This window comes from Marinomonas sp. TI.3.20 (assembly GCF_038155025.1).
GTDB lineage: Bacteria > Pseudomonadota > Gammaproteobacteria > Pseudomonadales > Marinomonadaceae > Marinomonas > Marinomonas flavescens.
Genome location: NZ_JBAKAS010000030.1, coordinates 1 through 26313, shown reverse-complemented (window position 1 = coordinate 26313; position 26313 = coordinate 1). Strand labels below are relative to the sequence as shown.

The window sequence follows — 26313 nt, the reverse complement described above, 5'->3', positions numbered from 1 at the left end:
TAGCCCATCAATGGCTTTACGCATATCGGTTGGCCCACAAATGAGGGTCACATTAAGTTGATCAGAAGCCGTAAACATGAGTCTTTTATTCCAATTTAAAAAATAAAAGACTTTATGGTTTTTGGAAGAGATTGCTATGTGGGGTTTAGCCGACGCTCACCTTTAATGACATTGAGCGTTGTTTCATCTGCTTGAATCACCGACTGTTCAAGCAAGATGCTATGGAGTCGATCATAAAGGGGTTGTAACACAACCGAGCATTTTAGCATCCAGTCCGACATGGTTTGTCGACTCAGTTCAATGCCATATTGCTTGAACATGGTTTCTTGTCGATAGAGAGGTAAGCTGTATTGGAACTTACCTGTGATAACCTGGCTTAGTAGGCTGGGCGTTGCGATACCTTTGGGGATAATGCTGGGCGGCATCGGAGCTTGTTTGATCGTTGTTTTTGTCTCGGTCTTTTCACACTGACGACATGCGTACTTAGGGCGAACCGTTTCGATGACTTTTAACTGAGCAGGAAAAAACGCTAACTTCTCAGACGTGTCTTCGCCAATACGATGTAGTGGTGTCTGACAACAAGAACAGGTTTTGTCCGATTCAGGTACATCCACCACAACCGTTTCACGAGGTAAGTCTTTCGGTAAAGGTTTACGCTTAGGTTTTGTTCGCGTATAGGAAATAGTTTGGTTGTCCGTTTCAACATCCACGCTGTCTTCTTGAGAGTCGCTGTCTGACTCGTCAAACAGCTCGCCTTGGCCCGGAGACACTTCGGAGCCTTTACCAAACTGTTTTTGTTGAGCCAAACGCCATTGCTCAAGAATTAGCTGATACTTAGATTCCCATTCAGCGATTTTGCTATCTTTTTCGGTTAATACTTTTTCTTGCTCTATCAATGCCGAGTCTTTTTCACCTAATAACAACGACTGCTCAAGTAAAAGAGCCTTAAGCGATTCAATGTCATTAGGTAAGTCATCAGGAAGTATTTTCATGGCTTGGATTATACCAAGCGAATGTCCTAATCGTCATGATATCGATAGGTTAAATGCGGATGAGCGTCTTGTACATTGAGCGAAAGACCATCCAACAACCAATTTAACTGACGGGGTGATACTTGAATAGACAGTTGTTCGTCATCAATGCCAGGCCACTGAAAATGCCCTTTTTCGAGACGCTTATAATGTAGCCAGAAGCCATTCGACGCCCATTGTAAGATTTCGACTTTATCGCGCACTCGACCACAAAAAACAAATATGTGGTCGCTACAAGGTTCTTTTTTCAAATCGTACGCAACAATATTGCATAGCCCATCAATGGCTTTACGCTTATCGGTTGGCCCACAAATGAGGGTCACATTAAGTTGATCAGAAGCCGTAAACATGAGCCTTTTATTCCAATTTAAAAAATAAAAGACTTTATGGTTTTTGGAAGAGATTGCTATGTGGGGTTTAGCCGACGCTCACAAATAACTTTCGTCGTGAGCACCTGACATGCTCACGACAAAAAGCCCTTAACGACCGATAAGAATATCTGTCAATATCGGATTGATCTTATTAACATCAAAACTCTCTTTGGCTATTCGGTTACTCTCATCGCCCATTCTTTTTATCTCTTCTTGATGCTCTATCAAGTAAAGCATTTTTTCAGCCAGTGCTTTTGAATCAAATGGCGGAACAAGAAAACCATTTACACCATCTTTCACAGTTTCCCTACAACCAGGAACATCCGTAGTAATAACTGCACGACCTATAGCCATTGCCTCCTGTGTAGACCGTGGATAGCCTTCTCTGTATGAAGGGAGTACAAATACATGAGAATTTGCAATCCACTCAGACACATTAGATACATGACCAGGATAAATAATAATACCTTCATTGATTACATCATCTAGCTGTGACGAAGTAAGTGCGGCAGGGTTGTCAGGATCAAGACCACCCAACACAATAAACTCAGTATCAGAATACTGCTTCTTCACTATCCGAGCGGCTGCTAAGTATTCAAAAATCCCTTTCTCAGCTAGCAGTCTAGCAATAAAAATAAATCTCACTGGGCCAGAAGAACTCATCGCTTGATATGGAAAAGCGTTCAAATCCAGTCCAATAGGCCCCAATACCTGAAATTTCTTACGATTTAACAAAGCCTTATTAGACAAATCACGTGGATCATCTGGGTTAAGAAACAACACTTTATGAGCAAAAGCATAACCAACAGTACATAAACAACCATGAACAAATTGCAACAATCGCTTTTTGGCTGAATACCCATTTGAATTAGCTGTATGCACATAACCTAGCCCCTCGAGCATAGCTATTCGGCGCGGTACACCTGCTAGCGTAGCCGCTAAAGTACCGTAAATAGAAGGCTTAACAAAAAAACTAAATACCACATCTGGCTGGAGTTCTTTTAGCTCCCTAGACAAAGCCCAAGTGTCTTTCAAATCACGTATCGGGTTCATTCCGGCCTTATTCAAAGAATAATCCACTGGAGTCGCACCTAACTTGCGAATAGCTTGCTTGGAAGTCTCTGTATAATCTAAAGCACAAACATAAACAGAAAAACCACTAACAGCTAAATATTGAATAAGCTCTTTACGGAATATCAGTAAGCCTGGAGTGGCATTTTGAGAAATCAATAGTATTTTCATCTGATTCTCCACTTTAATGAAATACCATATGTCTTATATAGATCATAAGATAAGCCCACAACAACACAAATAATAAAAGGAAATTTATAACGAACGGCAGTACCATAATTAAAAACAACCAAACCATAAATAGTCATCGAAATCAGCAAGTAAAAAAACCAAGTGACAGTCATATATTTATCAAATTTGTATGACTTATAAAAAAACACAACTAAAAATAAAAATAAAACAACATTCTCAAGGCTTTGGATAAACTGAAGCATGCTATTTGCCTCCCACGGCAGAGGCTTCATTAAGAAAAATGGGGCTGATTGAAGTCCTAATAAAAAGAAACCATAAACATCACCAATTTGAGTATATTGTGATATATCACCACCATTCTCTACGAACATTGCTTTACGATAAAAATCAAGCAAATGGATTAATTCCTGCATAAATGGAATAAAAATGAGTATAGAAAAAGCATATAAAAAATATCTAAATCGATATATTATTGAACTTTTTTTTCTAAGAAGATAGAAAAAAACAAAAAGCACTATTAAAAAAAAATTTTGAAACTTTAAGAAAAAAAGCGGAACTCCGAATAAAATCGATTTTACAGTTTTTCCATCAATTAAAAATATAACCGAGATCAACATAAAACATGTTATTAATGGGTCACGTAAACTTAAAGATGAATAAAGTAAAAAACTAGGATAAAAAATCAATACAAAAAGTGACATACCTCTCAAATCTTTCTTTGAATACAGCCAAATAATTAAGCTTGTGACAATAAATCTATTATAAAACCCTAAACTTTTTATAGTTTCAACAAAAGGCAAGGGGACAAAGGATAAAAACCAACTAGCATTACCGACTGTTTTAGAATAAGCATGACAATTAGAATCTAAAGAACGGATGCACTGAACCATATCAAAATATTTAAACTGATCAGGCATATATTTAGCTGGAAATAAAACATTATTAATTAAAAAAGGGAGTATAGCAGAAACACCAAGAATCAATGCGAGCCAACTAGGTATGGCTTTAATCCTATAAGAAACGAACACAACTAAAATAATAGCGATAAAATTTGGAAGATCATATAAAAACAATTGCATTTAATTTTGGCCCAATTCTATTGTCATGATTTTTACATTAATTATACCTAAATACAGATAAACTATTAAGGAAAAAGTTCAGATAATCAATACAAAATAAAAGTGAAATTTTGATTCGAAATGAGCAAAAAGTTTAATGAAAATAAGCATTTTATACTCTTTAGCCCCAAATTTTGTGGTAATTGTCAACCATTATCTCAATACTAAAGTTTTCCACTATACGTTCTCGACAAGCTTTTTTCTTGCGGCACATTTTTCAGGAAAGCATTCTTTTTCATGTAAAGCTTCTGATATAGCATTAGCCAATGCCTTAGGCTCTTTCGGCGGAACAAACCAACCAGCTTTACCAACAATACGCGCAGCGTCTTCTACATCTGTGGTTACACAAGGCGTACCACAGGCCATGGCTTCATTTAGCGCGTTAGAAAAAGCATAAAAGCCTAGCTATGCTGATAAAAACTACTGACATACATAAAAGATACAGATCAATACCTGCTTCATTATTATTCCCTAGATCAAAAATGCTTATTAGCTTATCTTTCAATCTGAATACAACTTCAAAAAAGCATTTGTATTTGCAACTAATGAAAATTTTACAATAATTCGCTGCCTTGCTAAAGCACCCAATTCAACTCGCTCGTCTGTACTGAGATCTAATGCCTCATTTATCGCTTTTAGAAGAACATTACTATTTCTTGGCTCGACAAGGAATCCATTATCGCCTACCACATCCGCTACACCTCCACAGTCTGTGGCTACAACAACTCTTTCACATGACATTGCTTCCGCTACTACCAAGCCAAAGCCTTCCCAAGCAGAAGATAGTACAAATACATCACTTGCTGCCATTAAAGCTGGAATATCATGGCATATACCTAAAAACTCAACACAACACTCAATTTGAAGACTTACCGAAAGCGCTAAAAGCTCTTGTTTTAAGGGACCATCACCTGCAATGAAGACTTTAAAATCTTGGCGTTGTTTTTTTAGTAAGGCAATTGTATTCAGTAAATTAGGATAGTCTTTAGCTACATCTAACCTGCCAACTGCCAAAATTATTTTTTGATCAAAGCCATCTAATTCTCTTCGTTTTTCATTTCGGAGCTTAGGATTAGAAATAAAACAATTTGTATCTATACCATTAACAACACTAATCATGCGGCCAGCTTTAGCTGCACCAGCCTTAACAAAAGCTTTAACTGCCTCTTCACTTACATTAGTTGAAATGTTCGCTAATTGATCGGTCAATCGGTAAGCCAACATTCTAAGTTTGCCACCTTCGTTATTACTATGCGCAGTACAAATCAACTTAGGTACTTTTACCGTCAATCTCACTAACCGGGATAACAAATTGCCATGAATCATATGACTATGAACCACGTCTGGTTTAAAGCTATTAACCAAAGCTCTCAATCTTATATAAGCCTTAAAAAAGTCTTTAGCCCCTTTCATTCCTATAGAAACAACTTCTATATTTGAGTTACTAGGTAACACTAAAGCCTCTCCCGTAAGGTACGCTATTTTAACTAAGTGCCCCCGTTCAACCAAAGCATCTGCAAGGTTCACCACTACATTTTCAGCGCCGCCCATACCAAGACCCGTTATTACTAGTAGAAGTTTCACTCTAACGTCCTATTTGCTTCGCTAACAATATTTTTTTTGGTATGAAGAATTTCACGATCAATTTTAGAGTATCTAATCGATAAAATATTCTAGGTTTTTTAAAAAAAGCAATTAAAAAATACTTAGCAGAGCCTATTTTTGTTTCTGGAACAAGTTCTCTTGCTTTTGTGAAATTAAATTCCGCCAATGCTGATTCGTAATATTTATTTTCACTATAAATTTTAAGAACTTTCAATCTTTCTTTATGCATCAGACCAATATTATTTGTAGTATTATTCAGATGCCTGCGATATGAAACATAAACACCTTCTATACTATCTAAACTATAACCCAATTCACTAATCTTTAAATAAATATACCAATCCTCAAGCATAACTGTTGTGTCAAAACAACCTACATCTCTAATAATTTTAGTTCTAATCAATTGGCTAGGAGTAAACAATGAATATTTATTTAAAATAATATCTTCAAATTGATATTTTTTTAAAGATGAAGGCCTTTCTACAATTAGCTCACCATTTTCTTTAATTACTTTTGCACCACCAAATACGGCGACACAACTATTATTTTTTAATAAGTAATTTACTTGCTCAGAGGTTTTGTAAGAGAAATAAATATCATCAGAAGCGACTGGCGCAAAGAACTCCCCCTCACACCACTCAAGAGCTTCATTTAATGTTGCACATAGCCCTTTATTTGGCCTATATCTAAATTCAAAGCGTTTAAATCGTTGTTGGCAAGCGGGGATCATTTCTTGAATTTTGGTAACTGATTCATCCTTTGATCCATCATCAATAATAATAAACTCTATATTTTCATAATTTTGATCGATTACACTTTGTATTGCTTCCTGCACATATTTAGCATGGTTATAACAAGGAATAACGATACTGACTAAAGGCTGCTCTTTGTTCAACTCATTTCTCCATTACTAAATCTGCTATATTTATATCATCGACTTAGCGACATGAAATTTAAACTGGTAAAAAATATTTTTTGGATTTTATAAATTATGATGTGAGTAATTAGCCAAGCGGCTAGTTTAAGAACACCCCTCACTAGCTACCAAAAAAAAGATCTAACATTACATAAAAAACTGCGTAAAACAAACCACATAATAGAACCTTTCAGTACAAAAAACACACACTGACATAACTATCACAACCGATATTATAATCTTGTAGCTGTTTAACAATTCTCTTCGAGGCTCTACTTTGTCTGTAATCTTTGAAAAACAATAAAAACCTATGATTTTATTTGACAGTATTAAATACAGAGCTATTGAATAAACCACTGAACCTAAATAAAATTTAGTCTATCAATATAAACTATCGAAAGACAGTGGATTTACCATTAACAATTAAGCATGTTCAGCCATTTCTCTAAATTGTGCATTATTTTCTACTAATTGGTCATAAGTACCTTGGGCAATTATTTTCCCTTGCTCCACTAAGTAAATAATATCACATTTTTGTACTGTTTTGAGACGATGCGCAATCATGATGATTGTTTTTTGACCGCTAAAATCATGTATCGCCTCCATAATTATTTTTTCTGTTATACCATCTAATGCACTGGTGGCTTCGTCAAATACTAAGACGCTTGCATCGTAATACAAGGCTCTGGCAATACCAATACGTTGTCGTTGACCACCAGACAGCTGCACTCCTCGCTCACCCACTTTCGTGTTAACGCCGTTTGGTAATTGCTCTACGAGTTCTGTTAGGTGCGCCAGTTGCAGAGCTTTGTTGACTTGTTCAAGATTGATGTCTTTTACAGGGAAACCAAACGCCACATTTTCAGCAATACTACCTTCACTTAAAAAGATACTCTGTGGCACAAAGCCAATGGTGTTCTGCCACTGTCGTTTGTTAGTTTCAGTGACGACTTTACCATCAATTTTAAGTTTACCCTGCTGCGGAGTTAAGAGACCAAGTAATAAATCAATCGCTGTAGACTTACCCGACCCAGACGCTCCAACAAGTCCCACGACCTGATTAGCAGGAATAGTCATCGTAAAATTATTCACTGCCGGTGTGGGTTTATTTGGGTAAGTAAAAGTAATGTCAGAAAGGTAGATAGCCTGTTTTAATGCAGCACTAGCAATGGGCGAGTCCTTAGGGTTTGTTGTTTGAGCCAAAGGCTCTTCACGAAATGATTGCTCCAAGTCTTCTTTGATGGAATCAAAGGCGGCTAAATTACCTTTTATTATTGCTACACTGGAATAAATTTGCTGCAATGCAGGCAATAACTTAAAAGCAGCTAAAGCATAAACAGCTAAAATAGGAAGTACTGCACCTAAGTTACCTTGGTTAAGCTTAATTAGTAACAACACCAAGCCAATCATAGAGCCAAAAGCGACTAATTCTATAAAATAACGAGGCACTTGGCTGATAGCAATATTTGCACCTCTGGCATTTGAAAAGGAAACGCCACTCCTCTCAAAACGATCAACAAAATCATAGCGACGATTTAGTAGAAGAACATCTTTTATACCGCCAAAGCCTTCATTCATTAAACGAAAACGCTCGGTAAAAGCGGCGGACATTTCTACACCGTTTAAAGCCAAACGCTTTTTTACTAATCGATACAATACGAAATAAGAGCAAACAAATAATAATAAACCGGATATCGCCACAATTGGATCATAAATTAAAATACCAATAGAGATAAATATCGCTAATACAACTTTAGCATTCATTTGCATGAGAGGCTGAACAATACCATCGGTAACACGTAGTGCTTCAGTTGACACTTGCTTAGTCAAATGTGCGCTGCTGCCGCTAGCATGAAACAACCAATTTTGTTTCATATAATGGCAATAAAGGCGATCAGCAATCTCAGTGCCGACTTTAGCACCATAAAGAGACAATTTCCAAATAGTCAACATTGATATAATCGTAGACAAGGTCAACATACACAACACAGCTAATCCAGTGTAAAACAAAAAGTCAGTAGGTCTAGTAATATCTGAAAAAGTATACAAGGTAGCAAATACACCGTTACCTTTCAGTAAGCTAATATTACCCACTAGCGCCATAAAAGGTGCTATAGAGGCAATACCTAATAACTCAGTAAATGCCATTATCACCACTAAAATTTGAAGCATATAAAATTGCTTTCGCTGTTGCGGTGTCAGTAGAAAGAAGAGTTTTTTTATTATTTTAAACATGAGTTATTCCCCCCCCTTAAAGAATTTATTTTTTCTCTTATATAAATTAGAAAACACAAAAAAAATGGACTTGAATTTAATATAAAAAAAGCAATAATACTTTTCACACCATCGAATTTAACATAGTCATACCATAGCCTTTTAACTTTCATTCTCACCAATGCTTGTTTAAAATCTTTTTTATAGATGTTTTTTTTGTTTTTTATAATATTATATTTCATGATCGCATTATGGCGATAAAAGCTATTACTTAAAAAAACCAAATCTTCTCTTGGAAAAGATTCTTTTAGTGCAAGAGAAAAAAGCAATTCATCAACATCTATTGCACCCAAATGACGTAAAGAAAAGACCTGGGTAATCGAACCCTCATTCGATCTATAAAAATAACATCCATCACTCACAATTATTCTATTTGCATAAAGCAATAAATATCGAGTTAGATATTCATCCGCATTAAAATTATTTACGTCACTTATTTCCGTCAATGCATATTTTTTAATATGTTCTGCTTTATACAAGTTTAAACCATGCACAGACCAAGGGAAGGTTCTTAAAAAAGCGGTTTTTGGTAATATTTCATTATTTACATTAAGAGAGTTTTTCTTGTTGAAATCATAACCATCAACACCATTCCATGATGCAATCAACTTAGGCATTATAACATCAGCATCAGTTTCTAATGCTTTTTTTAAGGTTTCATATAAATAATCTTCACTGTAAGCATCATCAGCATCTAAATAAGCAATATAGTCGCCATTAGAAATACTTATACCTAACTTCCTTGCCTGAGCTGGTCCTGAATTTTCTTGACTTAAGACTACTATATTCGAAAATTTAGTCTCATAAGACTTCAATATATTTAAAGAGCTGTCTGTTGACCCATCATCTATACAAATAAGCTCCCAATTTTCATGTTTTTGATTAATGACAGAACTGATAGACTCATCTAGATAGAGCGATGAATTATACACTGGCATTATTATTGATATTAAATTTTTAATCTTTATACCCTCTACTATATGTATCGAATGAAGAGTTTTATAATTTATTATGCATCCTAACTTTTTTCATTTAGGAAAATTGCTCAACTATACAAACACCTGCAGACTGCATTACTTCTAAATATTGATTTATTATGCCTATTGGGAAATGCCAGCTGTTGTAATAGCCACCGTCTCGTAACGTGCAATCTAATATTTTCATGCCACAATCCTGCATCTCATCCCCTTTGCTCTAGCGAGTTGAAAGTACTCATTATTGTTATAACATCTTGTTTCTGGCTTTCTGTCATTACTGGACTTACCGGTAAGCTCATCACTTGTTGGTGGATACTTTCAGTCAACGGGTGAACCTGATTTGACCAGTTCTGATACGCTTTTTGCTGATGTGGCGGTATTGGGTAGTGTATTAGCGTTTGAACGCCTTGCGATATCAGGTGTTGCTGTAACATTTCTCGTTTTTTACAGCGAATCACAAACAAGTGCCATACATGAGATTCGTAGCTTTGGATATCTACCGTTTTGTCTTGAATAGGCAGGGTAATGTCGGAATGATCTATGCCGGCACAGTAAGCGGCGGCGACTTTACGGCGATGTGCTATTTCTGTGTCTAGGTGACGAAGTTTTACTCTGAGCATTGCAGCTTGCATTTCATCTAAACGACTATTCACGCCTTGGTACAAATTCTCATACTTTTTATAGCTGCCGTAGTTACCAAGTGCTCTTAAGGTGCTCGCCAATTCAGCATCGTTGGTTGTCACCGCACCCGCATCACCCAACGCGCCTAGGTTCTTACCAGGGTAGAAACTAAAACCTGAAGCATCGCCCCAGTTACCGGCTTTTACACCATTAATACTGGCACCGTGAGACTGTGCAGAGTCTTCAAGCACAAGCAGTTTGTGTCTTTTGGCAATATCCATAATCGCCGGCATATCCGCCATATGGCCATATAGATGAACAGGTAAAATAACACGAGTTTTATCCGTGATAGCCGCTTCCGTGTTAATAGGACATAGGTTATAGGTTGCTAGATCTGGCTCAACCAATACAGGCACTAGACGGTTTTCGGTGATTGCAAGAATACTGGCAATATAGGTATTCGCAGGGACGATCACTTCGTCCCCTTCTTTTAACCTACCTAGTTCTTTCCAAGCTCTTAATGTAAGCGTTAGTGCATCTAAGCCATTCGCGACACCAATACAGTGCCGCGTGCCGCAGTAATCTGCAAACTCCCGCTCAAAGGCGTTTACTTCTTCACCCTGTATATACCAACCTGAATCAATAACCCGAGCACAGGCTTCTTTTAACTCTTTTTGGTATTGTGCATTAATGGCTTTTAGATCTAGAAATGGGATCAATTTAAATACCTTTTATATTTCTGTTTCACTTTTAAATAATCTTCAAACTTGTAGTTAAAATAAACATTCAGTTCATCTTCGTGTGTCACTTTACCACCAAAGCGTTGATGGAAAGCAATGTCTCTATCACTGCCTTTACGTACATCAAAATGCGCTTGTCGGTAGCCTAATTCACTAAATCCAAATTCATAAACTAAGAGTGCCGACTCAATCGCGGTCGTTTTAGGTGCACCATCTTTTATTAACCAACTTCCCAGCAAAATGAATCTGGTTGTAAATCATAAACGCGGACTAAACCTAAATTTTCGTGCTGTTTACTTTCAATAACAAAGTAGTACTCTAACGCTTGTTCTTCTTTTTACTTGTAACCTTCTAACCAAGCCTTTTGTTTTACCAAATCATTTTTGACTGGGCTTAAATACTGTGCTTTATGTTGCAATAGCCTCAAGTGCAATATGAATTCAGCATCTTCTACTTGAGCCACTCTTAAGTTGATAAGCTTCCCTTGGATGAATTTCATGCCACACCTCGTAAAGAGTGGACATAAAACACATCGTCATTTATCGCTGTTCTGTTAGTAGATTATTCATCATGGCATAACTATTTTTACAAGTGACGCAATTAAGCTCAATCAGTTTTGTACCACACTGACATACCCAGCCATGTTGCTTAGCAGGATTGCCATAAACCAATGCATGGCTTGGAATATCTTTTGTAATGACACTGCCAGCGCCAATCAAAGCATATGCGCCGATATTGACACCACCAATAATAGTCGCATTGGCACCAATTGAAGCATGATGCTCTATCGCTGTTTTTAAAAACTCACTCGGGTACTGTTTTGATCTTGGTGTGAAATCATTTGTAAAAGTAACATTCGGCCCAACAAAAACATTGTCGGCAATCCGTAACCCATCCCATACTTGAACACCTGATTTAATGGTTACGTTATTACCTATAACCACATCGTTTTCAATGAATGTCAGTGCATTAATATTGCAGTTTGCACCGATTTTAGCGCCTTCTAAAATCACAGAAAATTGCCACACTTTTGTGTCTTCACCGATTTGATCAGTCTGAACATCGGCCAATGGGTGAATGTAAGGCATTATCGAGAGCACTCCAAAAACTGATCATAATCACGAATGTAGTCACTTTCATCATAGTATTCGCTGGCTAACACAAGCAACACACAGTCTTCACTAAAGTCATGCATTTCACGCCAGATCATGTCTTCGATCAGAATGCCTTTTGTGGGCGAGTCTAGCCATACCTCTTCTCGATGTTTACCATCATCTAACACCATACGGCATCGGCCCGTGACACAGACAGCGACTTGTTTAAGCTCTTTATGGGCATGAAAACCACGCGCAACACCTTGCTCTGTACCAAAAATGTAATACACACGCTTAATGTCAAACGGGATGCTTTTGTTCGCTTCAAGGGCAACTAAAGAGCCCCTATCGTCGCCCAACGGTGGGAAGTCAATTAATTGAACTAAACTCACACGTTTTCCTTAATAATTTCTAATAGATACTGACCATAATTATTTTTTAACAACGGCTGCGCTAAAAATTTTATCTGCTCTTTGCTCAACCAACCATTATTAAAAGCGATCTCTTCTAAACAAGCGATTTTATAACCTTGGCGTTTTTCAATGGTTTCTACAAACTGTGCCGCTTCTAATAAACTCTCGTGAGTGCCTGTATCTAACCACGCAAAGCCCCGACCTAACATTTGAACATTGAGTTTATTTTGTTGTAAATACATCTCATTGAGACAGGTGATTTCCAGCTCACCACGATGAGAAGGCTGAACTTGCTTGGCAAGCTCTACCACAGAGTTGTCGTAAAAATACAAACCTGTAACGGCAAAGTGCGATTTAGGGTTAGCTGGCTTTTCTTCTATAGAAATGGCTTTTTGGTTTTTATCGAACTCTACAACACCAAAGCGTTCAGGGTCTTTTACTTCGTAACCAAAAACAGTCGCACCTTGACCATTTTTAGCATTATCAACCGCTTGTTTTAGCTTAGGCGTAAAGCCTTGACCATAGAAAATATTGTCGCCCAATACCAAACATACATCATCATCGCCAATAAACTCTTCACCCAGAATAAAGGCTTGAGCGAGACCATCAGGGCTAGGCTGAATAACATAACTCAGCTCAATACCAAACTTAGAGCCATCACCTAATAGTCGCTGAAAGCTACTTTGGTCTTCTGGTGTGGTAATAATTAATACTTCTTTAATTCCTGCTAACATCAATACAGACAAGGGATAGTAAATCATTGGTTTATCGTAAACAGGCAACAATTGCTTAGATACTCCAATGGTAATGGGGTAAAGGCGAGTACCTGAACCACCGGCTAAAATGATTCCTTTCATATGTTGGCGCCTTTTTCCGATTGCTCTGCAAGTGTGCCAAGACGCTCTCTTTGGTAAGAGCCATCTTGTACGTTATCGCACCACTCTTTGTTATCTAGATACCATTGTACGGTTTTACGCAAACCTGTTTCGAAGGTCTCTTCTGGCGTCCAGTTTAGTTCGGTGCTCATTTTGGTTGCATCAATGGCATATCGACGGTCATGACCTGGTCGATCGGTAACATAGATAATTTGGTCTGCATAGGGTGTTGCTTTGGGTACCATTGCATCCAAAATATGACAAATGGTTTGCACTACTTCGATATTTTTCTTCTCGTTATTACCACCAATATTATAAGTCTCGCCTACTTTGCCTTCAGTGACGACTTTGTATAAAGCACGGGCATGATCTTCTACATATAACCAATCTCGAATCTGATCGCCTTTACCATAAATAGGCAGCGGTTTGCCTTCTAAAGCATTTAGAATGACTAAAGGAATCAATTTTTCAGGAAAGTGATATGGGCCATAATTGTTTGAGCAATTCGTCACTATCGTTGGAAAGCCATAGGTTCTTAACCAAGCCCGAACTAGATGATCGCTTGAGGCTTTACTCGCGGAATAAGGACTACTAGGTGCATAAGATGTTTGCTCGGTAAATAACGGTAGCTCTTGATCTAGACCATTTCCCTCTTGCTCATCAGGATGCGGCAAATCGCCGTATACTTCATCGGTCGAGATGTGATGAAAGCGAAACGCTGATTTTGAATCGTCACCCAGAGTGTTCCAGTATTCTCGAGCGGCTTCTAGCAATGTGTAAGTGCCAACGATATTGGTTTGAATAAATTCTGCAGGGCCAGTAATGGAGCGGTCTACATGACTTTCTGCTGCAAGATGCATAACCGCATCAGGTTGATGTTTTGCAAATACTCGATCCAATTCAGCTCGGTCGCAAATGTCGACCTGCTCAAACGCATAACGATTGCTGTCTTCAACTGAGGCTAAAGACTCTAAGTTACCCGCATAGGTTAACTTATCAAGATTCACCACACTGTCTTGAGTGTTTTGTATAATATGGCGGATTACAGCAGAACCAATAAAACCAGCACCGCCGGTTACTAAGATTTTCATTTCTGCTGCCCTTTATGAGCTTTCAATTCGCGCTGAAATTCTTTGTACCATTCTACAAATTTGACCATGCCATCTTGAATACTTGTGGCTGGTTTGTAGCCTACTGCCGCTTCTAGCTGTGCGGTGTCTGCGTAGGTTTTGGGTACATCGCCTGGCTGCATGTCCATATAGATTTTCTTAGCTGGTTTACCACATGCCGCTTCGATAGCTTCTATAAATTCTGATAGCTGAATTGGCTGATTATTACCAATATTATAAATAGAGTACGGCGCTTTTGTTTCTGATCCTTTATCAGACGTTTGTCCAGGGACAATATCCTGAATGCGGATCACGCCTTCTACAATATCGTCTATGTAGGTGAAATCACGCATCATTTTACCGTGGTTAAACACCTTTATCGGCTTGTCGTTCAGAATCGCTTCGGTAAATAGCCAAGGCGCCATATCAGGCCGACCGCCAGGGCCATACACTGTGAAAAAGCGCAGCCCTGTGGTAGGGATGTTATAAAGATGTGAATAAGAATGCGCCATCAGTTCGTTGGCTTTTTTACTTGCTGCGTACAATGAAACCGGTTGATCAACTTGATCAGATTCACTGAATGGGACCTTTGAGTTCATACCGTAAACTGAACTTGAAGAAGCATACACTAGGTGCTCTATCTTGTTTTGGCGACAACCCTCTAAAATAGTCAGCATGCCAATTAGATTACTGTCGGCGTATTCAAACGGGGCTTCGATGGAATAGCGTACTCCGGCTTGTGCCGCTAAATGGATGACTCGCTGAAATTGTTCTTCTTTAAAGAGTTGAGCCATTCCTTCACGATCCGCAAGGTCTAATTTTACAAAGCGAAATTGCGTATTAGGCAGCAACTTATCTAAACGGTGTTGTTTGAGTTCAGGGATGTAATAAGTATTTAAATTATCTAGACCTACTACTTCGTGACCAGATTCTAGTAAACGCAAACAAACGTTAGTACCAATGAAGCCAGCCGCTCCGGTTACAAGAAATTTCATACTCTATAGATTCCAAATATTCAGGTTGGAGTGTTATCAAGCGTTTTTAAAGGCATCGAAAGTTATTTAGGGGTGCTTATATCTTGACAGCAAAGGCCTATGAGAAAAAAAGAATAAAGAGTTTCTTGTAGATAGGTAGGTCATTTCACTTAAATCCTTTTTTATGCTGATCAATTAGCAGTGTTCAATGCGTGAACAATTCTAAAGTAATGATTTGATTAGTGCAAACAATATGGCGTTGAAATAAGGGGGAGAGCTAGATCAAGGGCAAGACCATCTAGGTTTTCACTGGTGTCTTGTGTGTTTGGGTTTATTGGTGCGGTGGTATCTGGGCTAAAGCCCAGCCCACAAGAGCAAGGTCTGTAGTGTTTGGGTTTATTGGTGCTGTGGTCATTGGCCGCTCTTTTTTAAAGGTAAGCAGACCTACAAGCAACAGGGCAAGTGATAGGTCAAGAGCGTCTAGATTTTCACTGGTGTCTCGTCTGTTGGGCTTTATTAGCACAGTGGTCATCAGCCTAAAGGCTGACCTACAAATGACAGATCAAGTGCAAGGTCAGCCCGTTTGTTTTTTACCGGTCGCGGTTTTCGTATTCGTTGTAGCCGCGTTGTTCGGTGATGTCGTATAGGCTGAATTTGTGGGTTAGTGATTGTCCGCCGTCTCGTGTTAGTGGCGTCCAGCCTACGTTGCCGCGTTCGACGGTTGAGGTGGTGGTGATTTTATCAAATGGGAATGAGATGAACATCCCTTTGGTAAAGCCGCCTTCGCCGTAGTCTTCACTGCTTACGTTGGTCAATGTCGCGTAAGCGCCCATTCTAAAGCCGTTTTTAAATTCGCGCGTTAGGGTAAATGTGGCGCCTTTGTCTTTCGCTAGGTAACGACCAATGTTTACTTCCGCCGAGACACCATCCCAAGGGGTTTGGTAGTAGAGATTTAGGTGGCCTGTTACTGTTTGGTAGTCTCTGAAACCAAAGCGTTCGTCGAATGCGCGCTGTTTTACGGCGTCTAAATCCGCACCAATGGCCCAACGACTGCCAAGTGGACGATACAGTATTTCACCACCCACACCGCCGTACATGTATTCTAAATAACCAGCGTATACTTGGGTGTACCAGTCTCTTGCCGGATGACCAAACCAAGTAGCTTGCAGGTCATTGATGCCGAGGTCTGAGGTGGTTAAATATTCACGTATGTAGGTTCGTACTCTTGGTAAATTACTAGGAGCGTCGTATTTGAAGTTCTGGTAGTTATTTAGCACATTCGCGGTAACGGACCCACTTATAGAGAAGCTGTCTGTTAATTGTAGGTTGGCTCCGCCTTTTAAAATCACTTGGTAAAGATAGAAGCCATCTGGTCCGCCCAAGCTTTGGTTAAGCCCTGGTGTGAGAGAAAAACTCAACGGGTCATAAGGCTTATGCCAAACTTCTTCCCCTTGGTAGGCTTGTGGGTCGGTTACGTAGGCTAGATTCGGCTTTTGATTAAAATCATAGTCGTAGTCTTGGTTCTTTTTAAACTGAGCCCGGCCTATTTGGGTTTCTGTCATGGCGGCGCCGTTTTCTTCTTCGATCACACGAAATTGGCGAGTATTTTCATCCGTCGCGTTGTATGCAATTGCGGCAGTTCGCTCATCCGCGTCTTGACGATTGCGGTATTTTGTTTGCTTGCCAACAAAGGTAAGGCTGTGATTGCTTTGATAGATGGCAGTTGGCTCTAAGCCGGCGTTATTCGCTAGTACATCGGCTACCTTGTCCCAATTAGGGCTGTTTTTATTAGGACTGCTGTTATCAAAAGCCATGTTATTAGGTGTGTTCATGTCTAGATCAATAACAGAATCTGGACTTCCAGCATCAAAAGGACCAACGGGGAATTGAGCAGGGGTGGCTTTTAACGGTTCAGGAGCCGGGTCGTGCTTTACATCCACCACGTCTTTCAGGATGTTGGCATGAAATGTCACGCCAAATGCCAGTGTATTGCCTCGCTCATAGGCAAGCTGCAGGTTCATGTTGTCTGTTAGTTTAAAATTGGCTCCGATGTTAAAGCGAGAATTTTGTTCTTGGTTGTTCTCTAGCGGCTCATGCTGGTAATCATTACCATCGTATTCAAGCTTAATACTCAGTGGCTGCCATGGCGTTTGATATTCCACACCACCAAAAATAGCGACATTTTGGCCGCTGAAAAAGCTACCTGTGTTAACGGTACCGGCACCGGTATCAGATGTACGTTGGCAAAACCGAGACAACGCAGTACAAGCTGGATTCGAGAAGTCACCCGCGGCGCCTAAATACCCCCACGACATACCCAATGTAAGGTCAAATGGCCCAACGCGCTTAGTCGCATTAATGTATTCCCCCGCGAACAACCCGGTACCCCCTAGATCCTGAATACCCACGGCGATATCAGGTAAATAATAGCCCTCTTGCCATAGGCGAAACCTAACATCGACCCCTTTGTCTTTATAGCTTTGATTGCCTGATAACTCTTCAGGTCCATAAAGTCGATTGGTAATGTCCACATAGCGGATAGTGGCGTTAAACCAAGGCAATGGCTGTAGGTTAATCCCACCAAATATATAAGGGTTAATTCTAGAATAGTTGAGGCTAACATCTCCATCTGGCGCCATTCGGGCCGTTGGCATTTGCATTAAGCCAATCCCACCAAAATCATCTCGCGACGGTTTTACTTGGTCAGTCCAAGCTGCCCAAGTTGACATACAAGGCAGTAGCAAGCCTGCGGTAATACATATTTTAAATAACTGCATAAAAATTTATCCAAAGCTTGCTAAATCAATAAGGAAGAACCTGAGCGGCGTAAAGCTTTACCAGCGACTCATTAAACTCATCATCACCCTGTAATGGCACATACAAGACGCTACCCGGTGCAAGATAAGCTTCTTGGGTATTCCAGTAACTGACACCTATTTTGCGAATATTAGTATCCGGAGAGGCAACCCAAATAAAGCTTTTATTCGCTCCAGGTAAACGAGAAATCATAGCACTGTAATCTGCCACTGTTTTACCACCAACAAATGCCAGCTGAGTAGATTCTGCCGCTCCAGCAACGCTCACTGTATGAGGCCGAATGGGCGCAACAAAAGCATCCCCCTCTTTGAGAAGGCGATTCTGCTTCACTTTAAAATCAATTAGATCCCAATTAAAAACCTGTAAAACCCGCCCGGTCGCGACCAGCTGATTTAGCTGGGCACCTAATGCGGCTTTTGTTTTCGGGTTTATGTCCATCGTCTTTAGTTGGTATATAAGAGCCCAACGCAAACGGCTTTGTTCACGCCTTTCATGTTCACGGAGCAATGCGATCCCTAGGCGGTAGCCATCAGGCTTGAGCTGCCAATTATTCACGATAGAGCCAATGCGCGTTTCGACCCCTATTTGGTAATGCTGAGCATTAGTAAACTGACCTTTAGTCGACACATCAAGCGTAAAATCGCTCGCCATTAAGCGCAATGGCAAAAGGCATAAAGAAATAAGGATCAGCTTTTGAAAATACGCTTTCATTGTAGATCCTGCTGATAAGGTTTTAAAAGAGTAATGGTAAAGGGCGGGATGCTAGGCAATAACTGTTGCTGCGATTTATAGACAAGACCATTAGAGGCATCTAACCAATAATGGTTCACTGTATGAAAGTCGAGCAGAGGGATGGAATAGTCTTCATTCACTTGAACCAAAGAGACTTTTTTATCAGCAATGCTAACGTCTACCTTGCCCTTAACTTGGTAATGAGCGCTAAAAGGTAAATCGAAATGGTAGCCAGGCATGCTACTGACAAAACCTTGCGCTTGATAATGATGTTCCTCTAAACCATTTAACCCCTTTGCTAGAGGGTCACCATGGGTAAAACGAACACCTTCTATATTTATAGGATTAAGACCATCGGTCCGGATAACCCTTCCAAAGCGAGTCACGACGATTTCTTTTTGCTGAGAAAACCACAACCTATCATCGCCATTTACTTTTCCTAACACAACCAATGCCCGGGCCGATCCACCTATCTGCATGTAACTGGATGCATAAGGTAACTGAGCAATCTGCTTAGCCGAAATAGACACATCTGGCGCTGTGTCCATAGAATCACGGAGGGTTTGAAAGGCCATATTACTGTCGCTAGTACAACCTGTTAACGTAATAATTATCGCCATTAATAAAAGCTGAAACGTCTTCATATAAAAGTGCGCGCATTAGAAAAAGGAAAGTAAAAAAGAAAGGCCAGCAATGCTGGCCTTTGGATAAAACAACAACGTTAGTTTGTGACAGTGGTACCAGTAGTAGTACCTGTAGACGTGTTGGAATTCGCAACAACCGCTACAGAAGCAACCGCCGCTGCCGCAAGACCAACACTTGTTGCTACACCAACAGTACCAATAGCAGCGCCTGACGCTGCAGCAGCGCCCGCTACACCAGCACCAGCGCCTGCAGCACCCGCTGCGCCCGCGCCAGCAGCGCCTGTACCTGCACCAGCAGCACCGGCACCGGCACCAGCACCAGAAGTTGTTCCAGCGGCAGCCGCTGGAGCTTCAGCAAACACAGGGGTTGCCAATATGCATGCCGAAGCAACCAACGCAGCAATTACATTCTTCTTCATAAAAACTCCTTTTCTCTGTTTATAGGCCAATAACATACCCAATAATAGAATAAATACACTTACCCTACTAGTGAATATTCTTTAAGTTACTCCTAAAGAGCAACCCTATTATTAATGTACTTCTAATACATTAATAATATGCTTTTACTAGATTACTAGTGCGCTTTAATGTATTGCTGACGCTAAATACATTTTATTTTTTTAAGAACTGCCTAATCAAAACAATTAAGCAACCTAAAAACCCACCCAATACCAAAGATACTGCCACAATCAATTTACGTTTAGGTTTTGACTTTTGTTCCGCCACTACTGCAGGGTCGACTGTTTCAAACACATATTCTTTGCGCACATTCGCCAGCATTAGAGTTTTCGTCTGTTGCTCAACAAGCTGATAAAGCATATCTCGGCTGTCGGTTAAGCTGGTTTTTTCTAATTGCTGGTTCAGGTATTTAATGCTGCTTTTTGCATCCTGCATATCGTGCAGTCTCATTTCTTCATTTAGATCAGAAACGAGCCAAGTCACCCAGCGCTGCGCTACATCGGGCGAATAATAATTCACACTCAATGTCACCATACCGGTTTTCGTATCTGAATTGACGTTCATAACATTACTAATAAAGTATTGAGTCGCCTTTAATAAAGTCGGCTGCAGGCTTTTACCTTCATCGTCTTTTAACCATTGCTTAGTCTTACTGTCATAAATCGAATCGTTATATTTTAAGCTATTGGTTTTTTTATCCCAGCCTTTTGTGGCCATTAGTGGCACTAGAATATGATGCTGTTCGATAAAATTGCCCACAAACTTACGAGATTTTAACACTTCTAAAGCAAGGTCGCTTTTACTAGAACCACCGCCTCCTAGATTAATGCCTGCTAACGACGCCAACCCCCCCAACTGACCACTAATCCCCGGACTAGAAGAACCGGCAGCAGGAGAAAGCAGCACGTCGGAGCGGTATATATTCGGCTTCATTATGGCATAGCCAGCACCAGCAAGAGTGAACACAAAAACACAAGCGATAATCCACCACTTTCCAGCCCATAATGCTAAAAACAGCTCTTTTAGATCTATTTCGTCGTCGGCCAATGGCGCCCTAGGATCATAAGACGGCATAACATGCGCCTGCTGGTTTTTTACTTCCGTCATAAATAAAACTATCCCGATTTTTATATTGGTAAACGCAATTAAAATAATAAACAGTGTTTATTACCTAGCAGACACTATGGTCATGCTAGGCAATTTAATTCAGTTCAGTTCAATTCAATTCAATTCAATTCAATTCAATTCAATTCAATTCAATTCAATTCAACAGGAAGACTAGTTCACCGCCTTCCAAGCGACCCCTATCTGATACATGATTTGCGATGCTGTGCTTAACGCACTTAGACCATCTAGGTAATCGGTATCAATCGGTACAACAATCGCGTCGCCCGGCTCTAATGGTTTGCTACCACGAGTGAACCAATAAGACTGATTCGGCAACATGACAGAGCCATTCGCACGAATAACATAGATACGATTGAGATCGGCTTGTTTTTTCTCGCCACCTGTCATGTTGATGTATTCCTGCACCGACTTAGAAGGGTCAAAAGTAAAGTTACTTGCCATTTGCACCTGACCAACTACAGCAATAGTATTACGCATTGGCGGAATGAATAATTTATCACCATTTTCAAGCATTACATCGCTGTTTTCATTGCCTCTTAATATGCTCGGCAAATTAATAACAAGGCGCCCCATTGCTGGCACAGTATTAAGATCTTTAACGACATTTAAAGCATCCGAAGGGCTTGTGGTGTATTGCGCAGAGCTGGTTTGACGACGCAATGCTAACGACGCGATTTCTTGCCTTAGATTTTCAGAAAGCATTTTCATTCTTTGTTGCTCTTGTACACGCAACACTTCTCGGCTAAAAATAGCGCCTGTAGGATAGGCATATCGTGTTAAGCCTCCGGCTCGCGCCACAAGATCGGCAATATTCTCACCCTTACCTATTGTGTAGGTACCTGGGTGGCGAACCTCCCCTTGTATTTCTACCTTGTTGTTCAGGGACCAGTTCGTTTTACGCTGGATTTCAATACGATCTTTAGACACCAACCTGAAATCAGGCTCTTGGTTTGCTAGAATTCTTGCAATATCAAATCGCTGATGATTCAGTGACACTTGGCCGGGCATAACAACCGCTCGCGTCAGTTCAGCTTGATCTTTGGCCGCCGATTCAAGCAGACCACCTGATGCTTCTAGGGCGCCTTTTAAGGTAGCTCCTTCAACTAGAGGATAAGCACCAGGGAAAGCCACCTCCCCTGCAATCTCATAGACTTCAAGAGGCTGTCCATTGATGGCTTGCTGACGTAAACGATCGATAATAGGTTTAAGCAATGTCTGGCGAGAGTCTGGCCCCGCTTGCTGACCTTCTTCTTTTTGCGACTCAAAAAGATTAGTCGTCACCTGACTGTTCTTAATCAGCTGAACCCCTGTTGTAGGATCTAGCTCTGGTTTTTCTTGGGTATCCTCGCTGTTACCTTTTGTCGCCTTGTGGTTAACAGGCTTGGGCTCTTGCCACGCTTTTACATTTAGCTCATCAGAGAAAACAAATACTTGGTCACCGTCTTGCAATGCCAAATTCTGTTTGCCACTAGGCACGCTTAACGCTTTGCCTAAATTAAATTGCATCACTTTAATATTGTGCTGCAGGCCTGTTTCTCGAACTACTAAGGCGTAGCTTTCATCTGTATTGGGCAAGAGGTCGTCTCGCGCACTGCTGAACAAATCAGCTATCTTCATCCCCTTATGAAACGCATAGGCACCTTGGCGCGTTACCGCTCCACGTATCAATACGGCATTTTGCAATTGATCACTGACTTTTTTCAGGCTCACCCTGTCACCATCTTTTAGTGGTAAACCTTTGCCTTTAGATGTTGTTAAGTCGGCGGTAATAATATGCACGCCGTTTGGCTCATATCGTTTTATTTCCACTTGCTGAAGATACGCGTCTGCGGTGCTACCACCGGCATTTTTAAGCAAATCTCCTAAGGTTTCATTCGGCTTGGTTTCGTATACGGCAGAGCGGCGCACTTGACCTGTTATGGTGGCGCTGGTTCCTTTCGCTCCGACAAATACAGTATCACCAGGCTCTAGACGAATATCATGCTTGCTGTCACCGCTTAGCAGTAAGTTATATAAATCTAAACGGTTAACCACTTTATGATCACGACGCACCACAATGTTGCGCAATGAGCCTGTTTTACGGAAACCACCTGCGGCGATTAACGCTTGCGTGACGGTAGCAAGGCTTGGAATATTGTAAGCACCTGGCTGATAAACATCCCCTGTGACGTATACCTGCATCGTCCGTAAAGAGCCAAGAGATATAGAGACGCTAACGCCTAAAATTTGTTTTTTAATTTGTTGAGTTAGGCTATTTTTTAGTTCGGAAAACTCTTGCCCAGCAACTTGTATTGGTCCTAAGGAAGGAAACTGAATACTGCCATCACGACTAACGCTTAAATGATAACTCTGGTTCTGATTACCAAATAACTGGATGTTTATTTCATCCCCTGGGGCAATCATGTAGTTATTCGGTACTGGAAGATCATCGACTGGCGTATAGCTAGATGGCTGACCGGCAAATAAATCATAACCAAAATCAAGCAACTTGCCATTTGTAGATGAATCGTTTGCTTTATTAGATGAGTCGCTTGGCTGGGTTTGCGTCGTTTTGGTGGTATCAACTGAACGAGGCTGAATGGTTTGTTGCACTACTGGCGCTGCAGCAGAAGCGCCACCACCGGTCAAATCAGAAAGATTCACACCATACTGCTTCGCCAAGGCTTGTTGCTCTGCTTGAGGTAATTGCTTGAATTGCGCGATTTGAGCGGCAGAAAAAGAAGCAGCATAAGAGTGACAAGTCATAAAGGCCATAAAAAGGCAGGCTAACTTTATTTTTCCCATTTTCATCAAGTTTATCCAATCCATTAAAAATTAAAAACGAAATTCCCAACTAGCCCAATATGACCATTGCGCAGCATCACGACTAGAGGCCGCAATATAATCCGAACCCAGTGTTAGTCGATTGCTTTTGGCTAGCGGTATTGTAATAGAGGCTGTGGCACTGTCTTGATCTTGTGCGCTCACCGTTTGATAACGCTGACCTTGTAAGGCCCATTGCCAATCGTTAGGCGTTACCCAAATCAGCTTAACGGCTTTTGAGTTGCCAATGTCGCTATTATTGATGGCTAATTGATTGTGCAACCCTGTCATAATAGTGCGATTCGCCATTCCCGCTCGCCATTGCGCTTCACCATCACTGGTCAGTGTTTTTGTCTCAACGATCCAACGAAAGTATTGCTGGCCGATATTAAACTGACTTTGCCAGCCTAGAACCATTGAGCCTAATGATTGTTCATTAATTAAACTGGAGCCTTGAGCATAAAGGCTTTGTGTGACAGCCATTTGACGAAAATTAATCGTCGGTAAGCTTAACCGTATATCACCACTGTATTGGTCTTGCTGGAGGTCATTAGAACCACTGACTCCCGTTAAATAGCCATTAAAGCCATGGTCACTGAACCATTTTTGATAACTGACGCCAATATCCAGCCAATTTATTGGGCTAAATTCAAAACGACTCGACCATTGTTTGTGATTAGCGTTGGGGGTTTTTGCATTCCCGATAAAAGTTTCAATATGCCAATTACCAATTAATGGCCAATCATACCCATCGTAAGCAAAATCCACACCAGGAATCGTACTTCGGGTGTGTCCCCATGCTAAATTGTATATCCAAGTCGGCCCCCACCAGCGCTGAATAGAACCAACGGATACACTGGCATTGCCAAAACTGTAAGCAAAGAAGCTGTTATCAAGAGAAAATTCACTGCTATTATTACCGTATTTATTTGGCTGATTCTGATAATTTACAGCCAGTCGGTAAGCATAATCGTGCGCCGTTATTTCATAACTTGATAATGACCGCCACTTTTGGGTCATTGGTGCGGAAAAGCTTGAATCGTTCCGAGCTTTACTGGCATAACCCGCCTTAAAGCGCTGGTTATTTCTGTCTAAAAAAGCCCCTTGAAGCGCATAGATTACATGCGCATAAGATTGACGAAGCGATAAGGGCAACTGACTCACATCAACTTTTTCCAAATCTGCATTAATACGCGCCCACTTCAATGGATAAGTATTGATCGGCGAATTAATCAGCCCAGCATCAGCAAGCACCTGCAAATCGGAACGTAAATACACGTCGTCAGGTTCAAACCAAGGTGAGGCATTGGCACTATTAATTATGAAGAATGAAACACTACACAATAAAGCGACACGATTTAATGATAAAAGCAGCGACTTCATTCCAACAAAACTCACAATATCGACACAATTAAAAATTTTCGGGATTATATAACAAGGAAATACATAATGTTACATGGAATTTACTATTCAAACGGTGATACAGAAACCTTTACACATGGAAACAAAATAAAATGATTAACCTTCAGACCACAAACTAGCAATTACTTGAAGCCAATCACTGGTTAAAGGCGAAATGGTAGATGATGGCTTGGTCTCAGGTCTTGTAGGTTAGCCTTTAGGCTAATAAATGGAGATTGTTTGCATCCAATCGTCGGTTAAAGTCGAAATGGCAGGTGATGGTTTTGTCTCGGATCTTGTAGGTTAGCCTTTAGGCTAATAAATGGAGATTGTTTGCATCCAATCGTCGGTTAAAGTCGAAATGGCAGATGATGGTTTTGTCTCGGTTTTTGTAGGTTAGCCTTTAGGCTAATAAATGGAGACTGTTTGCATCCAATCATCGGCTAAAGTCGAAATCGCAGGTGATGGCTTGGTCTTGGTTTTTGTAGGTTAGCCTTTAGGCTAATAAATGGAGATTGTTTGCATCCAATCATCGGCTAAAGCCCAAATGGCAGGTGATGGTTTTGTCTCGGGTCTTGTAGGTTAGCCTTTAGGCTAATAAATGGAGATTGTTTGCATCCAACCGTCGGCTAAAGTCGAAATGGCAGATGATGGTTTTGTCTTGGTTTTTGTAGGTTAGCCTTTAGGCTAATAAATGGAGATTGTTTGAATCCAATCGTCGATTAAAGTCAAAATGACAGGTGATGGTTGGTTAGTTGAAAAAAGAGTCATGTTAATCACAGGTGTCTCGTCTGTTTGGTTTTATTGGCACAGTGGTCATCAGCCGCTCTTTTTTCAAGGTAAGCAGACCTACAAATGACAGGTCAAGTTCTAGGTCAAGATCCAGTGCAACCCCCTCCAGCTCCCCCTTGAAGTTAAGGGGGAGAGCTAGGGCAAGACCATCTAGATC

The 26313-nt window shown here is 40.4% G+C and carries 23 protein-coding genes and 1 pseudogene; all 24 read right to left on the bottom strand.

The window, feature by feature from the left end:
- Positions 1-152 precede the first annotated feature (152 nt).
- Positions 153-992: pseudogene (gene tnpC / locus V6259_RS18460) on the bottom strand (IS66 family transposase); the annotation flags it as partial.
- A 26-nt stretch (positions 993-1018) separates the two neighbouring features.
- On the bottom strand, positions 1019-1381 hold the full coding sequence (gene tnpB, locus V6259_RS18455; RefSeq protein ID WP_341585783.1) for an IS66 family insertion sequence element accessory protein TnpB: 363 nt from the start codon (positions 1379-1381) through the stop codon (positions 1019-1021).
- A gap of 129 nt (positions 1382-1510) precedes the next feature.
- Entirely contained in the window at positions 1511-2644 is a 1134-nt protein-coding gene (locus V6259_RS18450; RefSeq protein ID WP_341585782.1) for a glycosyltransferase family 4 protein, read from the bottom strand.
- Positions 2641-3744 (bottom strand): hypothetical protein, encoded by a 1104-nt coding sequence (locus V6259_RS18445; protein WP_341585781.1) that lies wholly within the window; start codon positions 3742-3744, stop codon positions 2641-2643. The genes V6259_RS18450 and V6259_RS18445 overlap by 4 nt, the downstream gene beginning before the upstream one ends.
- A gap of 216 nt (positions 3745-3960) precedes the next feature.
- The gene (locus V6259_RS20095) at positions 3961-4149 is read right to left on the bottom strand and encodes a glycosyltransferase (protein ID WP_445928524.1); all 189 of its coding nucleotides are present in this window, start codon (positions 4147-4149) and stop codon (positions 3961-3963) included.
- A 135-nt stretch (positions 4150-4284) separates the two neighbouring features.
- The gene (locus V6259_RS18435) at positions 4285-5367 is read right to left on the bottom strand and encodes a glycosyltransferase (protein WP_341585779.1); all 1083 of its coding nucleotides are present in this window, start codon (positions 5365-5367) and stop codon (positions 4285-4287) included.
- Between the two features lies 1 nt (position 5368).
- The gene (locus tag V6259_RS18430; RefSeq protein WP_341585778.1) at positions 5369-6283 is read right to left on the bottom strand and encodes a glycosyltransferase family 2 protein; all 915 of its coding nucleotides are present in this window, start codon (positions 6281-6283) and stop codon (positions 5369-5371) included.
- Positions 6284-6727: 444 nt separating this feature from the next.
- The gene (locus tag V6259_RS18425) at positions 6728-8539 is read right to left on the bottom strand and encodes an ABC transporter ATP-binding protein (protein ID WP_341585777.1); all 1812 of its coding nucleotides are present in this window, start codon (positions 8537-8539) and stop codon (positions 6728-6730) included.
- Complete coding sequence (locus tag V6259_RS18420; RefSeq protein WP_341585776.1) at positions 8527-9516, bottom strand: glycosyltransferase family 2 protein; 990 nt, start codon at positions 9514-9516, stop codon at positions 8527-8529. Before V6259_RS18420 ends, V6259_RS18425 begins: the two co-directional genes overlap by 13 nt.
- A 242-nt stretch (positions 9517-9758) precedes the next feature.
- Positions 9759-10895 carry a DegT/DnrJ/EryC1/StrS family aminotransferase gene (locus tag V6259_RS18415; RefSeq protein ID WP_341585775.1) on the bottom strand — a complete coding sequence of 379 codons (1137 nt, stop codon included), beginning with the start codon at positions 10893-10895 and terminating at the stop codon, positions 9759-9761.
- The gene (locus V6259_RS18410) at positions 10892-11155 is read right to left on the bottom strand and encodes a hypothetical protein (protein WP_341585774.1); all 264 of its coding nucleotides are present in this window, start codon (positions 11153-11155) and stop codon (positions 10892-10894) included. Before V6259_RS18410 ends, V6259_RS18415 begins: the two co-directional genes overlap by 4 nt.
- A 98-nt stretch (positions 11156-11253) precedes the next feature.
- Positions 11254-11415, bottom strand: coding sequence for a hypothetical protein (locus V6259_RS18405; RefSeq protein ID WP_341585773.1), 162 nt, complete (start codon positions 11413-11415; stop codon positions 11254-11256).
- Positions 11416-11455: 40 nt separating this feature from the next.
- Positions 11456-12004, bottom strand: a complete 549-nt coding sequence (locus tag V6259_RS18400; RefSeq protein ID WP_341585772.1) for an acyltransferase — start codon at positions 12002-12004, stop codon at positions 11456-11458.
- On the bottom strand, positions 12004-12402 hold the full coding sequence (locus V6259_RS18395) for a sugar 3,4-ketoisomerase (protein WP_341585771.1): 399 nt from the start codon (positions 12400-12402) through the stop codon (positions 12004-12006). Before V6259_RS18395 ends, V6259_RS18400 begins: the two co-directional genes overlap by 1 nt.
- A complete protein-coding gene (rfbA, locus tag V6259_RS18390; RefSeq protein WP_341585770.1) occupies positions 12399-13280 on the bottom strand; it encodes a glucose-1-phosphate thymidylyltransferase RfbA in 882 nt (293 codons plus the stop codon). The genes V6259_RS18395 and rfbA overlap by 4 nt, the downstream gene beginning before the upstream one ends.
- Positions 13277-14389, bottom strand: coding sequence for a dTDP-glucose 4,6-dehydratase (gene rfbB / locus V6259_RS18385; RefSeq protein WP_341585769.1), 1113 nt, complete (start codon positions 14387-14389; stop codon positions 13277-13279). The genes rfbA and rfbB overlap by 4 nt, the downstream gene beginning before the upstream one ends.
- Entirely contained in the window at positions 14386-15402 is a 1017-nt protein-coding gene (locus V6259_RS18380) for an NAD-dependent epimerase (RefSeq protein WP_341585768.1), read from the bottom strand. The genes rfbB and V6259_RS18380 overlap by 4 nt, the downstream gene beginning before the upstream one ends.
- Before the next feature lie 569 nt (positions 15403-15971).
- Complete coding sequence (locus tag V6259_RS18375; protein ID WP_341585767.1) at positions 15972-18158, bottom strand: YjbH domain-containing protein; 2187 nt, start codon at positions 18156-18158, stop codon at positions 15972-15974.
- A 25-nt stretch (positions 18159-18183) separates the two neighbouring features.
- Positions 18184-18909: a capsule biosynthesis GfcC family protein gene (locus V6259_RS18370; RefSeq protein WP_341585766.1), complete on the bottom strand. Its 726-nt coding sequence runs from the start codon at positions 18907-18909 to the stop codon at positions 18184-18186.
- Positions 18906-19550: a YjbF family lipoprotein gene (locus V6259_RS18365; protein WP_341585765.1), complete on the bottom strand. Its 645-nt coding sequence runs from the start codon at positions 19548-19550 to the stop codon at positions 18906-18908. The genes V6259_RS18370 and V6259_RS18365 overlap by 4 nt, the downstream gene beginning before the upstream one ends.
- A 101-nt stretch (positions 19551-19651) precedes the next feature.
- Positions 19652-19993: a hypothetical protein gene (locus V6259_RS18360; protein WP_341585764.1), complete on the bottom strand. Its 342-nt coding sequence runs from the start codon at positions 19991-19993 to the stop codon at positions 19652-19654.
- Positions 19994-20186: 193 nt separating this feature from the next.
- Complete coding sequence (locus tag V6259_RS18355) at positions 20187-21140, bottom strand: Wzz/FepE/Etk N-terminal domain-containing protein (RefSeq protein WP_341585763.1); 954 nt, start codon at positions 21138-21140, stop codon at positions 20187-20189.
- 171 nt (positions 21141-21311) lie between these two features.
- The gene (locus tag V6259_RS18350) at positions 21312-23951 is read right to left on the bottom strand and encodes an SLBB domain-containing protein (protein ID WP_341585762.1); all 2640 of its coding nucleotides are present in this window, start codon (positions 23949-23951) and stop codon (positions 21312-21314) included.
- Between the two features lie 24 nt (positions 23952-23975).
- Positions 23976-25346, bottom strand: coding sequence for a capsule assembly Wzi family protein (locus V6259_RS18345; protein ID WP_341585761.1), 1371 nt, complete (start codon positions 25344-25346; stop codon positions 23976-23978).
- Between the last annotated feature and the right edge of the window lie 967 nt (positions 25347-26313).